Raw genomic sequence first — 14,312 nt, 5'->3', positions numbered from 1 at the left:
CGGTTCATGGCCACCAAGCGCAAATCCACCCGCCGTTCCTCCGGCGAAAGCGGCAGCACCCTGTACGGGGCGCTGGCCGGTCTGCTGATCGGGCTGATCGTCGCCGCCGTCGTCGCGTTCTATGTCACCAAGGCGCCCGTTCCCTTCGTGGACCGGGCCAGCCGCCAGGGCGATACGGGCAAGCTGCCCGATCCGCGCTCGGCGCCGGACCCCAACGCGGGCCTCTACGGCCGCGACGGGGCGGCGGGCGCCCCGCCCACCGGTCCCACCGCCACCGCGCCGGCCCCGCTGCCGGGCGCAGGCGCGCCGGGCAAGGGCGACGAAACGCCCGCCAAGCTGGACGACCTGGGCGCGCTGATCGCCACGCTGCCGACTTCCCGGGCGCCGGCCGCTGCCCCGGCAGCGCCCCCCGCCACCGCGTCCGCGCCCACGCCCATCTCCAAGGCCGCCCCCACGGCCACGGCCTCGGCCAAGCCTGCCGCCCCCGCTGCCACGGGCACGTACTACCTGCAAGCGGGCGCCTTCCGCGGCGAAAACGACGCCGAATCGCTCAAGGCGCGCATCATTCTGCTGGGTCTGCCGGTCGCGGTGCAGAAGGCGGAACTGAACGGCAAGCCCATCAATCGCGTCCGCGTCGGCCCGTTTGCCCGCCTGGACGACATGAACCGGGCACGTGGCCGCCTGGGCGAGAACAAGATCGAAACCGCCGTGGTGCGCCAGTAGGTGCACGCGGCGGATCGTTTTGCATTGAACTAATCCGGCCCCGGGCCTGTCTGTAGCCTTTTATTCAGGAACCTCACCCATGCTGTCCCCCAAGCTCATCCGCATCCTGGCAGCCGCCGCGCTGACCGCCACCGCGTTCTTCAGCCCGGCCAGCCACGCGCAAGGCGCCCAGCAGTACGTGCCCATCAACCCGCCGCTGCCGTCGGACACCCCGGGCAAGGTCGAGGTCCTGGAATTCTTTGCCTATTCGTGCCCGCACTGCGCCGCCATGGAACCCATGGTGGAAGACTGGGTCAAGACCGCGCCGTCCGACGTCGTCCTCAAGCAAGTGCCGATCGCCTTCAACGCCGGCATGAAGCCGCTGCAACAGCTGTACTACACGCTGCAGGCCCTGGACCGTCCCGACCTGCACGCCAAGGTCTTCACGGCCATCCACGGCGAGCACAAGCGCCTGTTCGACAAGAAGGCCATGGGCGAGTGGATTGCGACCCAGGGCGTGGACCGCGCCAAGTTCGACTCGGTGTTCGATTCGTTCAGCGTCCAGACCCAGGTGCAGCGCGCCAACCAGCTCGCCGACGCCTACCGCATCGAAGGCACCCCGTCGTTCGCCGTGGGCGGCAAGTTCATGACCTCGCCGGTCATGGCGGGCAACAGCTACGAAGGCGCCTTGAAGCAGGTGAACGCGCTGATCCCGATGGCGCGCGCCAAGTAATCCGCGCAAGATCCCGCGCAACCGCGGCATCGCAAACGCCCCGAGCCTCTCCGGCCGGGGCGTTTTCATTCAGGCTTCGTTCAGCCGCGTCTCCAGGGGGACGGGCTACACTTTCGCCATAAAAATCGCCGCACGCACGGCATCAAAAGGGTGGAAGACAAATGAAGAAGCACTTCTCGCGCAGCAGCGCGGCGCTGGGCCTGTGCCTGTCGCTCGCAACGGGCCTGGCCCACGCCAACGCCACCGACGGCGTCAAGATCGGCGTCTTGACGGACATGGCGGGCGTTACCGCCGATGCCACGGGCAAGGGGTCGGTGGAAGCCGCCCGGCTCGCCATCGAAGAGATGGGCGGCACGTTGCTCGGCAAGACCCTCACGCTTGTGTCCGGCGACCACCAGCATCGCCCCGACATCGGCAGCAGCATGGTCCGCAAGTGGTACGACACCGATGGCGTGGACGTGGTGGTGGACGTGCCCAACTCGTCCGTCGCGCTGGCCGTGCAAGGCATCGCGCGCGAAAAGAAGAAGCTGGTGCTGTTCTCCAGCCCCGGCACCACCGCGCTGACGCAGGCGCAATGCTCGCCCTACGGCGTGCAGTGGACCTACACCACCTATGCGCTGTCGCGCGGCACCGCCACCGCCGTCGTGAAAGAGGGCGGCAAGCGCTGGTTCATCCTGGCGTCCGATTACGCATTCGGCAAGCAGCTCGCTGTGGACACGGAAACGGTCGTCAAGGCCAACGGCGGCGAAATCGCCGGCACCGTCTTTCATCCGCTCAATGCGCCGGACTTCGCGTCCTTCCTGCTGCAGGCGCAGGGCTCCAAGGCCCAGATCATCGCGATTGCCAACGCGGGCGGCGACACCATCTCGGCCATCAAGCAGGCCGCGGAATTCGGCATCGGCGGCGCGCAGCAACTGGCCGCGATGCTGCTGCTGTTGACCGACGTGCATAGCCTTGGGCTGGCTGCCGCGCAAAAGACCTACCTGACCGTGCCGTCCTATTGGGACATGAACGACGGCACCCGCGCCTTCACCAAGAAGTTCGAGGCGCGCGTGGGCCGTCCGCCCACCTTCCTGCAGGCCGGCGTCTACAGTTCGGTGCGCCATTACCTCCAGGCGGTGAAGGCGGCTGGCTCAGTCGACGCGGACGCTGTGATGGCCAAGATGAAGTCCATGCCGATCGACGATCCCTTCAGCCTGAACGCGCATATCCGCGCCGATGGCCTGGTGGTGCGCGACATGATGCTGGCGCAGGTCAAGACGCCCGAGCAGTCCAAGGCGCCTTGGGACTACTACAACATCGTGCGCACCATCCCCGGCGAGTCGCTGGCATGGCCGCTGTCCGACAGCCAATGCCCGCTGGTCAAGCCATGACGCAGGCGCTGGCGCTGGCCGACTTCGGCAGCTTCTACGCGGGGGGCCGGCCTGTACGCATCGAAGGGCAGCCAAAGCGCGACATCGCCTTCACGCAGTCGGCGTCGCTGGCCTACGATCCCAACGGCCTCTATCACTTCGAGCAGGCCTACGTGCAGTACTTCATCCCCGCGCGCCTGGCGCATCCGCTGCCCATCGTACTGCTGCACGGCGGCGGGATGACCGGCGCGATGTGGGAACAGACGCCAGATGGGCGGCCCGGCTGGATGCAGCATTTTCTGCGACAGGGCCATGCGGTCTATGTGGTGGACAACGTGGAGCGCGGGCGCGCCGGGTGGGCGCCGTTTGCGCAGGTCTGGCCCGAGCCGCCCATCATCCGCAACGCCGAGGAAAGCTGGTCGCTGTTCCGGTTTGGCCGCGCGGAGGATTTCGCGGCGCGGCAGGCGTTTGCGGGACAGCGCTTTCCAGTTGGCCATTTCGACGACTTCATCCGCCACGCCGTGCCGCGCTGGCTGGGCAATAACGATGCCGCATTGCACGGCTTTTGCGCGGTGCTGGACCGCGTCGGACCGTGCCTGGTGCTGGCGCACAGCCACGGTGGTGAAGTGGCCTACCGGGCGCTGCACGCGCGGCCGGAGCTGGTGCGCGGGGTGATCGGCATCGAGCCGTCCGGGTTTTCCAGCGAGGTTGCCACCGACTGCGTGGCGGACAAGCCGTTTCTGTTCGTCTATGGCGATTATCTGGATGCCACGCCGCTGTGGGAAAAGCTCGGCGAATCCGGTACCGCCTACGCCGATGCGCTGGCGCGCCACGGCGGGCGGGTGCAGACGTGGCGGCTTGCGGAAATGGGCATTGCAGGCAATTCGCACATGCCCATGATGGACGACAACAGCGACGACATCGCGGCGCGCATCGGCGCGTGGATCCGCGAGACGGCGGGGTGATTTGGCGCGTGGGCCAACGGGGAGGTTACTCGGCTGCTGGGCCGCGCGCCTGTGCCCGCTAGCGCGCTTCGGGGCAGCCGTCCGGCAGCCGCCCCCCACCGGACGCCGCCTATTCCTTGACGTCCGCCGCCTGCTCGAAGGCCTGCGTCAGGTCCGCAATGATGTCCTCGGGCGACTCCAGCCCGATGTGCAGACGCACGACCGGGTTCTCGCCTTCACCCCAATAGCGGTGATGGGAAAGGTCCTTGGACGAAACCAACTGCACCAGGCTTTCATAGCCCCCCCACGAGAAGCCGATACCAAATAGCGTCAGCGCATCGACAAAACGGCGCGCCGCGGCCGGGGACAGGGCCAGTTCAGCCGACAGCATGCCGTTCGACCCCGTGCAATCGCGCTTCCACAAATCGTGGCCGGGATCCTTCGGCCAGGCCGGATGGAAGAGGCGCACGGTCTCGGGACGGGCGTTCAGGAATTCGCACACCTGCATGGCATGGCGCGCATGCTGAGCCATGCGGATGGGCATGGTGCGCACGCCGCGCAATGCCAGCCAGGCGTCGTCCGCGCTGATGGAGTAGCCCATCGCGTACTGCGTGCGGTTCAGCTTGCGGGCGATGCCCTCGTCGTTGGTGACCACAGCGCCCAGCATCAGGTCGGAGTGCCCGCCCACATACTTGGTGCCCGCGATGACCGAGACCTGCGCGCCCAGCGTCAGCGGCCGGTAGATGTAGCCCGACCCCCAGGTGTTGTCGGTGGCCAGCACCAGCCCGTGACGCTGCGCGATGGCGGCCATCGCGCCCATGTCCAGCATCTCGAAGAGCAGGGAACCCGGCGATTCCACGTACAGCAGCGTGGTGTTGGGCCGCACCAGCGCATCGATGTCCTCACCCGCCGCAAAGTACGTGATCTCGATGTTCATGCGCTTGAGCACCGCGTCGTCCAGCTCGCGCATCGGACCGTACACGCTGTCCGAGATCAATGCATGGTCGCCGGCCGAGCACAGCGCCATCATGACCATGGTCATGGCCGACAGACCCGAGGACGCCAGATAGCAGTGCGTGCCGCCTTCCAGTTGCGTGAACACCTCTTCCAGCGCGGCATGCGTGTCCATGCCCATACGGCCGTACGTGGATGCGCGCCCCCCGGCCGCCTTGCTGCGCTGCGCGTTTTCCAGTGCGGCGAGATTGGCAAAGCGCACCGTGCTGGCCCGCATGGGCGGCAACGGCACCGGCGCCGTGCCGGTCTCGGGATTGAACGGGGCGGTGCCCGCGTGCTGGAGAACCGTATCGATGTGTTTGGTAGGCATCTTGTAGAGGTGCGTCAAAGCCGGGAAAACCAAACCATATCAGGACGCGGCGGGAATTTCAGCCGATCCATTGAACCGTCTCGGACAAATCCGCACGGCGGGTGCGGTAGCTGTTGGCCGGATGCGCCGTGTCCTCAAACCCGAACGAGATGCCGCAGACCACGCGCCGGCCGGGTCCGATGCCCAGCACTTCGCGCAGCACCTCGGGATACATCGCCAGAGACGCCTGGGCCACGGTTGCCACGCCGTTGGCTTGCGCGGCCAGCAGGAAATTGGCGACATAGCCGCCGCAGTCCATCGCGCCGTATTCGCCCAGCGCCTCGTCGGTCGTGATGATCGCGACATGCGGCGCGTCGAAGAGGGCGAAGTTGCGCATCTCCTGCCGCCGATAGGCCTCGCGGTCGCCGCGCGGCACGCCCACGGCGCCGTACAGCTGAAAGCCGGACTCGCGGCGGCGGGCCAGGTATTCGTCGCGGTATTCGCGCGGGAACGGGAAATCAGGCTTGAAGCCTTCGACCTGCGCGCGGCGCTCGAGCGCGTCGCGCAGGCGCCGGGTGGCGTCGCCCTCGGTGATCGTCACCTGCCAAGGCTGGCAGTTGCACCAGGACGCCGTGCGCTGCGCGAGCGTCAGGATGCGTTCGATGGTGGCGCGGGGCACGGGCTCTGGCAGAAAGGCGCGGCAACTGTGGCGGGCGAGCAGCCATTCTTCGAGCGCGGCATCAGGCCGGGCGTCGTCGGCGTTATGGGCGCTTTTAGCGTGCTGAGCGGCAACGGTCATGATCAGTCTGTCTCCTGTCGTGGTCGGCTTTGCCCTTATCATGCCACTTGCTGTCCGGCGCTGTCCGGGCGACGCTGTCCTCGCGCCAATGGCGCGGTGGCTTCAACGCTACGCCGCTGACCGAATGGACTTGTCGCTTCCACCGCCCCGTCGCATCCGCTGCTCCGATACCGAAGAGACTCCATGCTGCCCCTCGACACCCTGATCGCATTCTTTGGCATTGCCGTACTGCTGGCGCTGACGCCGGGGCCGGACAATCTCTTTGTGCTGATGCAGTCCGCCATCTGGGGACGCAAGGCTGGCATGTTCGTGGTGCTGGGGCTGTGCACCGGCTTGCTGGGACACACGGCGGCGGTTGCGGTCGGCCTGGCCGCCGTGTTCGCCGCTTCGCCCGTCGCGTTCACGGTGCTCAAGCTGGCGGGCGCGGCCTATCTGGCGTACCTGGCCTGGCAGATCCTGCGCGCCCCCCTCGAATCCGAAGACGGAAAACCTCCCGAACCCATGCGGCCCGGCGCCTTGTACCGCCGCGGCATCGTCATGAACCTTACCAATCCGAAGGTGCTGCTGTTCTTCTTCGCCTTCCTGCCGCAATTCACGTCGCCGCGGCTCGGGCCGGTGGGTTTGCAGACGATGCAACTGGGTGCGGTGTTTATCGTGTCGACGCTGCTGGTGTTCGGGGCGATCGCGTTCTTCTCGGGTGCGTTCGGGGAATTGCTGCAGCGTTCGGTGACGGCCAAGCGCTGGTTGAATCGCATTGCCGCGCTGGTGTTCGTCGGGCTCGCCGTCAGGCTGGCGACGGCTTCCCGCTAGACACCGCTAATCGACGCGCTGGTGCTGATCCCCAGCGGCGGCACGCGATCAGCGGGACACCGGCAGCCGGACACGAGCAGCGATGCTCGCATCCCCCGGCCGGCCATCATGCCAATCAAGCCGCCTTGAACCGCACGATGCCGTCCGCATCCTGCGCCCGTGTGAGCTTGCCTTCGAAGTACAGCGCATGCAGATGCGCCAGCGCCTCGCCCATTGCGAAGGTCAGCTGGTGCAGGTCCAGCTTGCGCTTGAACAGCACCGGCACGATGTCAGAGGTCGATTGCGGCTGCACCGCACAGGCTTCCAGCACCTCGGCCAGCCGGTCGCGATGATGCTCGTGCTGCTGCGTGATGCGTTCATGCAGGCCCTTGAACGGGCGGCCGTGCGACGGCAGCACCAGCGTGTCGCGGGGCAGGCCGTCATAGCCGTGCAGCGAGCGCAGATACAAAGGCAGCGGATTGGCGTCGGGTTCGTAATCGAACACGCTGACGTTGGTGGAAATGCGCGGCAGCACCATGTCGCCGGAGATCAGCACGCCAAGATCAGGCGAAAACAGCGACGCGTGTTCCGGCGCGTGCCCGTAGCCCACGATGACACGCCAGTCGCGCCCGCCGATGCGAACCTGGTCGCCGTCCATGATGCGGGTGTACCGCGACGGCACGGCGGGCACCAGGTTGGGGTAGTAGCTTGCGCGCTGGCGGATCTGCTCCTGCGAGTCCGGGTCGGTCAGGCCGTGGCGCGCGAAATGCTCGACCGCCGACTGCCCGCCAGGGCCCGCCCCCGCGTCAGTGCGGCGCGACGACCACAGCGACGCCACCATGTAGTCGGTCATCGTCATCCACAGCCGCGCGTTCCAGCGCTCGCACAGCCAGTGGGCAAGGCCGATGTGGTCCGGGTGCATGTGCGTGACCAGCACGCGCAACACGGGCAGGCCGTCCAGCTCGTTCTTGAACACGTCTTCCCACAGCGTCTTCACCTCGTCGCGCGAAATGCCGCAGTCGACGATGGTCCAGCCGTCCTGGCCGTCGATGTTGTCGCGCAGCAGCCAGAGGTTGATATGATCCAGCGCGAACGGCAGCGGCATCCGGATCCATTTGACGCCCTCCGCCACCGCATGCGCGCGGCCGGCCTCGGGCTGGAAATCGGCCCAGGGATACTGAAGCTTCTGCTCGTTGGGGTTCATTGCCTATCGCTCCACGCTTGACGATCACGTCAAGTCATCATAATTTACGTTTACGTAAACTGCCACACGTCGCATGCCCTCGTCAACCTGGACCATCTCCGAGCTCGCCCGCGAGTTCGACGTCACGCCCCGCACGATCCGCTTCTACGAAGACCAGGGAATCGTGAGCCCGGCGCGCGAGGGCCGCAACCGCATCTTCGGACCGCGCGACCGCACGCGCCTGAAACTTGCCCTGCGCGGCAAGCGGCTGGGCCTGCAACTGTCCGAGATCCTGACGCTGATCGACATGTACGACGGACCCGGCGACACCGAAGTCCAGCTGCGCCAGTACCTGTCCGTGCTGGAGCAGCACCGCGCCACGCTGGAGCAGCAACGCCGCGACATCGACGACACGCTGCAGGAAATCAGCGAACAGGAGCGCCAGTGCCGCGCCCTGCTGGCGCAGAAGCCGTAGTCCGCATGGCAGCACTTCAAACGCTGGGCCTGTTCGTCCTGACCGCCCTGGCCGAAATCATCGGCTGCTACCTGCCTTACCTTTGGCTGCGCAAAGGACACTCCATCTGGCTGCTGGCGCCCGCCGCGCTGAGTCTGGCGCTATTTGCCTGGCTGCTGACGCTGCACCCGACGGCGTCCGGCCGCGTCTATGCCGCGTACGGCGGCGTCTACATCGGCATGGCGCTGCTGTGGCTGTGGGCGGTGGACGGCGTGCGTCCCAGCGCCAGCGACTGGATCGGCGTGGGCCTGTGCATCGCCGGGATGCTCGTGATCATGTTCGGGCCGCGCGGGAGCTGATCCGGGCTGCCGAACGGGCAAGAAGAAGCGCGCGTACCCGTAAAGGGCCGCGCGCTTTGCATTGGTGCTGGTCTTTTGACGCAGGCTGCGTCTCGGCGCATCTGCGCGCGGCGGATCGACCGCCGTCGCGCCGAAGTGCCACCACAAACCGCCGATCACTCCGCCTTGATATTGCCTTCCTTGATGAGGCGGGCGTTGTTCGTGAACTCGGCCTGCACCTGCTTGGCAAAGGCCTCACCCGACGCCGTGCCCGGCTGCAGGAACGACTTGGCCAGAAGCTCCTGGAACTCGGCGCTGGCCACGGCCTTGGTCAACGCGGCCTGCAACGGCTGCGACACCGTGGGCGGCAGGTTGGCCGGCGCGAAGATGCCGAAGTTCGAGTAGTACTGCGCCTGCGGCAGCTTCAGCTCGGCCATCGTCGGCACGTCGGGCCACGCGGCCAGGCGTTGCGGCGCCATCACCGCCAGCGGCTTGAGCGCGCCGTTGGCCACGTGCGGCAACACCACGTCGCTGTTGACCACCAGCAGTTCCACCACGCCGCCCAGGCCGTCGGTCAGCGCCTGGCTGTTGCCGCGGTAGGGAACATGCAGCATCTTGGTCCCCGTCTGCGCGGTGACCGCCGCCATGCCGATGTGCGCAACCGTGCCCTGACCGGGCGTGCCATAGCGCACGCCTTCGGGATGCGCCTTGGCGTATTCCACGAGTCCCGCAAAATCCTTCACGGGCAGCGCCTTGGTCGCCACGATGGCCACCGGCGCGACGGCCACGCTGGCCACCGGCGTCAGATCCTTCATCGGGTCGTAGTTGGTCTTGGCCAGATGCGGAAAGATAGTCAACGGGCTGGTCGAGGCCAAGAGCAGCGTGGTGCCGTCCGGCTGCGCGCGCGCCACGTAGTCCGTGCCCACGGACGCGCCCGCGCCGGGCTTGTTCTCGACGATGACCGTGATGTTCGCTTCCTTGCGCAGCGCGTCGCCCAGACGCCGCGCGATCGCATCGGCGCTGCCGCCGGCCGTGTACGGCACGACCACGGTGACCGGCTTGGCCGGCCAGGTCTGCGCCATCGCGCCGCTTGCCATGATTGCCAGGGCCGCCCCCGCGGCCTTGATGAACAACGTCTTCTTTTTCATATCGTCCTGGTGATGTTGCGTAGCACTGCGTGGGTAAAACGGATTGCGGTAAAGCCCATCAGGCAAGGTAGCGTTGCGCCAGGCGAACCCAGTACGACGCCCCCGCGGGAATCAAGGAATCATTGAAGTCATAGCTGGCGTTGTGCAGCATGCAGGGGCCCAGCCCGTGGCCCGCCATGCGGTGCTCGCCATCGCCGTTGCCCAGGAACACATAGCACCCCGGCTTTTCCTGCAGCAGGAAGGCAAAGTCTTCCGACGCCATCGCCGGTTCGATGGTCAGCGCGCGGTCCTCGCCCACGACCTCGCGCATCACGCCCATGCAGAATTCCGTTTCGGCCACGGTGTTGACCAGCGCCGGGTAGCGGCGCTCGAAATACACCTCGGCCTCGCAGCCATGCGCCGCGGCGATGCTGGGCGCGATCTCCTGCATGCGCCGCTCGATCAAATCAACCACGTCGGTGCTGTAGGCGCGCACCGAGCCGCCGAGCCACGCGGTATTGGGAATCACGTTGATGACGCTGCCGCCCGCCTGCACCTGCGTGATCGACAGCACCGCCGCATCCAGCGGACGCTTGCTGCGCGTCAGGATCGTCTGCAACGACTGGCCGATGGCAAAGAGCGCCGGCACCGGATCACTGCAGTCCTGCGGCGCGGCAGCATGGCCGCCCTTGCCCTTGACCGTGATCTTGAAGCCATTCGCTGCCGCCATCATGGGGCCGGCACAGACGCCGAACGCGCCAGCCGGCAGGCCTGGCCAGTTGTGCATGCCGAAGACCGCCTCGCACGGAAACCGCGTAAACAGCCCATCCTGGATCATGGCCCGGCCGCCCGCGCCGCCTTCCTCGGCCGGCTGAAAGCACAGGTAGACGGTGCCGTCGAAGCCGCCCGCTGTCTGCAAATGCTGCGCCGCAGCCAGCAGCATCGCGGTGTGGCCGTCATGGCCGCAGCCGTGCATCTTGCCGTCGTGACGCGAGCGGTGCTCGAACTGGTTCTCTTCCTGCATCGGCAGCGCATCCATGTCGGCGCGCAGCATGATGGCCCGGTCCGACGTGCCCCGCTTGATCACACCCACCACGCCCGTCTTGGCAATGCCCGTGTGCGTTTCGATGCCCCAGCCGCGCAGCGTGTCGGCCACCACCTTGGCTGTGCGGTGCTCTTCATAGCAAAGCTCCGGGTGCATGTGGATGTCACGGCGCAGCGCCACGATGTCGTCCAGGTTGGATAGTTCAAGCACAGCTGACTCCGTCGGATATTTCAGGATTAAAGGGTCATATCAAGTATTGCCCATCGTTCCTGTCGCAGCAGTGCGCCACGCGCTAGGGATAACCCTCATCCAATTTACGTTTACGTAAACGTAATATTTGCACTGCATCATTGCGCAGCGCCGGATGAACGGCGCATCATGGATCACCCCGCGACGGCGGCCAAGACACGCCCGCGCAGGTTCATGAATGTAAGCACCTACTATCACGGAGACACTGATGAATCTTCCCGGCCTGAACTTCGACCTGGGCGAAGACCTGGACATGCTGCGCGACGCCGTCCGCAATTTCGCGCAGGCCGAGATCGCGCCGCGCGCCGCCCAAGTCGATCGCAGCGACCAGTTCCCCATGGACCTGTGGCGCAAATTCGGTGACCTCGGCGTGCTGGGCATGACCGCCGACGAGGAATACGGCGGCGCCAACATGGGCTATCTGGCCCACATGGTCGTCATGGAAGAAATCTCCCGCGCCAGCGCCTCCATCGGCCTGTCGTACGGCGCGCACTCCAACCTGTGCGTGAACCAGATCAACCGCAACGGCACCGCCGCCCAGAAGGCCAAGTATCTGCCCAAGCTGATCTCCGGCGAACACGTCGGCGCGCTGGCCATGAGCGAGCCGGGCGCCGGCTCCGACGTCGTCAGCATGAAGCTGCGCGCGGAAAAGAAGGGCGACCGCTACGTGCTGAACGGCACCAAGATGTGGATCACCAACGGCCCGGACGCCGACACCCTGGTCGTCTACGCCAAGACCGACCCCGAGGCCCACCAGCGCGGCATCACCGCCTTTCTGGTCGAAAAGGGTTTCAAGGGCTTTTCCGTGGCGCAGAAGCTGGACAAGCTGGGCATGCGCGGCAGCCACACCGGCGAACTGGTGTTCCAGGACTGCGAGATCCCCGAGGAAAACGTGCTGGGCCAGGTCAACGGCGGCGTGAAGGTGCTGATGAGCGGCCTGGACTACGAGCGCGCCGTGCTGTCCGGCGGCCCGCTGGGCATCATGCAGGCCGTGATGGACGTGGTGGTGCCCTACATCCACGACCGCAAGCAGTTCGGCCAGGCCATCGGCGAATTCCAGCTCATCCAGGGCAAGGTCGCCGACCTGTACACCACGCTGCAAGCCAGCCGCGCCTTCTGCTATCAGGTCGGCAAGAACCTGGACAAACTGGGGTCCGACCACGTGCGCCAGGTGCGCAAGGACTGCGCCGCGCTCATCCTGTACACCGCCGAAAAGGCCACGTGGATGGCGGGCGAAGGCGTGCAGATCCTGGGCGGCAACGGCTACATCAACGAATACCCGGTCGGCCGCCTGTGGCGCGACGCCAAGCTGTATGAAATTGGCGCCGGCACCAGCGAAATCCGCCGCATGCTGATCGGCCGCGAACTCTTCAACGAAACCGCCTGACGCCTTATCCACAGCCCGCGCCATGATCCGCACGTCCGACATCCAGCACATTGAGCAGGCTCCCGCGCCGGGACCCTCGCCGCTGGAGGTCGCGCGCCTGATCCTGGCGGGGTTTGACCGGCACTACGCGCTGTTCCGCTATAGCGCGCAGCGCGCCAAGGCGCTGTTCGAATCCGGCGACTGGCACGGCATCCAGCACCTGTCGCGCGAACGCATCGAGTACTACGACATGCGCGTGCGCGAATGCGCCACGCAACTGGAAGGCGTGCTGCGCGGGCGGCCGGAAGGCGCGGTGGGTGGAAACGGCGCGGGCAACGGTGGCGGCGATGGCGCCGACACCCCGTCCCTGACCGACGCGCAGACCGCCTACTGGCAAGACATCAAGCAGGAGTTCGTCGGCCTCCTGGGCGAACACCGCCAGCCCGAGTGCGCCGAGACCTTCTTTAACTCGGTGTCGTGCCGGCTGCTGCACCGCGACTACTTCCACAACGATTTCCTGTTCGTCCGGCCGGCCGTCGCCACTGACTACCTGGACAGCAGCATCCCGTCCTACCGCGTGTACTACCCGGTGACCGACGGCCTGGAAAAAAGCCTGATCCGCATGGTGGCCGACTTCGGTCTGGCGCTGCCCTTCGAGGACCTGCCGCGCGACACGCGCCTGCTGGCGCGCGCGGCCGTGTCCAAGCTGCGTGCCGTGCTGCCCCGCCACGTCGGCCGGCGCATTGCCACCGACTGCCAGATCCATGCGCTGGGCTCGCTTTTCTTTCGCAACAAGGGCGCCTACATCGTCGGCCGCCTGATCAACCAGACCACCGTCTATCCCTTTGCCATCGCGCTGACGCGCAATCCGGCGGGACAGGTGACGCTGGACGCGCTGCTCCTGGGCGCGGACGACCTGAGCACGCTGTTCAGCTTTACCCGCGCATATTTCCTGGTGGACATGGAAACGCCCGCGGCCGTGGTCAACTTCCTGTCGAGCCTCTTGCCGCGCAAGCCCAAGGCCGAGCTCTACACCATGATCGGCCTGCAAAAGCAGGGCAAGACGCTGTTCTATCGCGACTTCCTGCACCACCTGGCGCATTCGCGCGACGCGTTCGACATCGCCCCCGGCATCAAGGGCATGGTGATGTGCGTGTTCACGCTGCCGTCCTACCCGTACGTGTTCAAGCTCATCAAGGACCGCATCGACAAGGACGGCATGGACCACGCCACCGTGCGGCGCAAGTACCAGATGGTCAAGCTGCACGACCGCGTCGGCCGCATGGCCGACACCTGGGAATATTCACAGGTCGCCCTGCCGCGCGCCCGCTTCGCGCCCCCGCTGCTCGATGAACTGCGCCGGCTGGTGCCCAGCCTTATCGAGGAAACCGCCGACACCGTCGTCATCCGCCATGTCTACATCGAACGCCGGATGACGCCGCTGAACCTGTACCTGCAGCAGGCGCCGGACGCGTTGCTGGACCACGCGGTGCGCGAATACGGGGACGCCATCCGGCAACTGGCCGCAGCCAATATCTTCCCCGGCGACATGCTTTACAAGAATTTCGGCGTCACGCGCCTGGGCCGGGTCGTCTTTTATGACTACGACGAAATCCAGCGCATGACCGAAATGAACTTCCGGCGCATCCCGCCGGCCCCGAATGAAGAAGCGGAGATGGCCGCCGAACCCTGGTACGCCATCGGTCCGAACGACGTCTTCCCCGAGGAATTCGGCCGCTTCCTGCTGGGCGATGCGCGGGTGCGCGGCGCCTTCATGCGTCACCATGCCGACCTCCTGGAACCGGACTGGTGGCAGGCCTGCCGCGCCCACGTGGCGCAAGGCCGGATCGAAGAATTTTTCCCTTACGATAAGGACAGACGCCTGCGTTCAGACCGCCCGTCAAACGGCAACGCGGTGTTGTAACCCA

The 14,312-nt window shown here is 66.4% G+C and carries 14 protein-coding genes; 9 read left to right on the top strand and 5 right to left on the bottom strand.

The genetic code is table 11. The features are described 5' to 3' along the window. Positions 1 to 6: 6 nt before the first annotated feature. From KVT32_RS24280 to KVT32_RS24265, 4 genes are all read left to right on the top strand, one after another. Positions 7 to 723 (top strand): SPOR domain-containing protein, encoded by a 717-nt coding sequence (locus KVT32_RS24280; protein WP_217618943.1) that lies wholly within the window; start codon positions 7 to 9, stop codon positions 721 to 723. Between the two features lie 79 nt (positions 724 to 802). Then, positions 803 to 1,435: a thiol:disulfide interchange protein DsbA/DsbL gene (locus tag KVT32_RS24275; protein WP_056327737.1), complete on the top strand. Its 633-nt coding sequence runs from the start codon at positions 803 to 805 to the stop codon at positions 1,433 to 1,435. A gap of 161 nt (positions 1,436 to 1,596) precedes the next feature. Continuing rightward, positions 1,597 to 2,808, top strand: a complete 1,212-nt coding sequence (locus KVT32_RS24270; RefSeq protein ID WP_217618942.1) for an ABC transporter substrate-binding protein — start codon at positions 1,597 to 1,599, stop codon at positions 2,806 to 2,808. After that, positions 2,787 to 3,752: an alpha/beta fold hydrolase gene (locus KVT32_RS24265; RefSeq protein WP_217618941.1), complete on the top strand. Its 966-nt coding sequence runs from the start codon at positions 2,787 to 2,789 to the stop codon at positions 3,750 to 3,752. The genes KVT32_RS24270 and KVT32_RS24265 overlap by 22 nt, the downstream gene beginning before the upstream one ends. A gap of 109 nt (positions 3,753 to 3,861) precedes the next feature. Here the strand turns inward: KVT32_RS24265 and metC are convergent, their stop codons facing one another. Together metC and KVT32_RS24255 are read right to left on the bottom strand one after the other, a co-directional pair. Next, the gene (gene metC, locus KVT32_RS24260; RefSeq protein WP_217618940.1) at positions 3,862 to 5,055 is read right to left on the bottom strand and encodes a cystathionine beta-lyase; all 1,194 of its coding nucleotides are present in this window, start codon (positions 5,053 to 5,055) and stop codon (positions 3,862 to 3,864) included. 58 nt (positions 5,056 to 5,113) lie between these two features. Further along, complete coding sequence (locus KVT32_RS24255) at positions 5,114 to 5,833, bottom strand: nitroreductase (protein WP_217618939.1); 720 nt, start codon at positions 5,831 to 5,833, stop codon at positions 5,114 to 5,116. A gap of 183 nt (positions 5,834 to 6,016) precedes the next feature. Here KVT32_RS24255 and KVT32_RS24250 point away from each other — a divergent pair, with 183 nt between their 5' ends. Next, positions 6,017 to 6,643, top strand: a complete 627-nt coding sequence (locus KVT32_RS24250; RefSeq protein ID WP_217618938.1) for a LysE family translocator — start codon at positions 6,017 to 6,019, stop codon at positions 6,641 to 6,643. Positions 6,644 to 6,758: 115 nt separating this feature from the next. Here KVT32_RS24250 and KVT32_RS24245 read toward each other — a convergent pair whose 3' ends face one another. Next, on the bottom strand, positions 6,759 to 7,826 hold the full coding sequence (locus KVT32_RS24245; RefSeq protein ID WP_063954170.1) for an MBL fold metallo-hydrolase: 1,068 nt from the start codon (positions 7,824 to 7,826) through the stop codon (positions 6,759 to 6,761). A gap of 73 nt (positions 7,827 to 7,899) precedes the next feature. Between KVT32_RS24245 and KVT32_RS24240 the strand changes: the two genes are divergently transcribed. Continuing rightward, positions 7,900 to 8,280, top strand: coding sequence for a MerR family DNA-binding transcriptional regulator (locus KVT32_RS24240; RefSeq protein WP_056327734.1), 381 nt, complete (start codon positions 7,900 to 7,902; stop codon positions 8,278 to 8,280). A gap of 5 nt (positions 8,281 to 8,285) precedes the next feature. Beyond that, entirely contained in the window at positions 8,286 to 8,618 is a 333-nt protein-coding gene (locus tag KVT32_RS24235) for a YnfA family protein (protein WP_062839377.1), read from the top strand. 155 nt (positions 8,619 to 8,773) lie between these two features. On the opposite strand, the gene KVT32_RS24230 is transcribed toward KVT32_RS24235, so the two are convergent. Both KVT32_RS24230 and KVT32_RS24225 read right to left on the bottom strand, forming a co-directional pair. Continuing rightward, complete coding sequence (locus KVT32_RS24230) at positions 8,774 to 9,745, bottom strand: tripartite tricarboxylate transporter substrate binding protein (RefSeq protein ID WP_062839376.1); 972 nt, start codon at positions 9,743 to 9,745, stop codon at positions 8,774 to 8,776. Positions 9,746 to 9,803: 58 nt separating this feature from the next. Next, on the bottom strand, positions 9,804 to 10,979 hold the full coding sequence (locus KVT32_RS24225) for a M20 aminoacylase family protein (protein WP_175156331.1): 1,176 nt from the start codon (positions 10,977 to 10,979) through the stop codon (positions 9,804 to 9,806). A 247-nt stretch (positions 10,980 to 11,226) separates the two neighbouring features. Between KVT32_RS24225 and KVT32_RS24220 the strand changes: the two genes are divergently transcribed. Both KVT32_RS24220 and aceK read left to right on the top strand, forming a co-directional pair. Further along, complete coding sequence (locus KVT32_RS24220; protein ID WP_217618937.1) at positions 11,227 to 12,405, top strand: isovaleryl-CoA dehydrogenase; 1,179 nt, start codon at positions 11,227 to 11,229, stop codon at positions 12,403 to 12,405. Positions 12,406 to 12,427: 22 nt separating this feature from the next. Then, positions 12,428 to 14,308 carry a bifunctional isocitrate dehydrogenase kinase/phosphatase gene (aceK, locus tag KVT32_RS24215; protein ID WP_217618936.1) on the top strand — a complete coding sequence of 627 codons (1,881 nt, stop codon included), beginning with the start codon at positions 12,428 to 12,430 and terminating at the stop codon, positions 14,306 to 14,308. Positions 14,309 to 14,312 lie beyond the last annotated feature (4 nt).

The sequence above is a fragment of the Achromobacter sp. GbtcB20 genome (genome assembly GCF_019091095.1).
Taxonomy (GTDB): domain Bacteria; phylum Pseudomonadota; class Gammaproteobacteria; order Burkholderiales; family Burkholderiaceae_B; genus Achromobacter; species Achromobacter mucicolens.
This window is presented reverse-complemented; position numbering and strand designations above follow the sequence as displayed.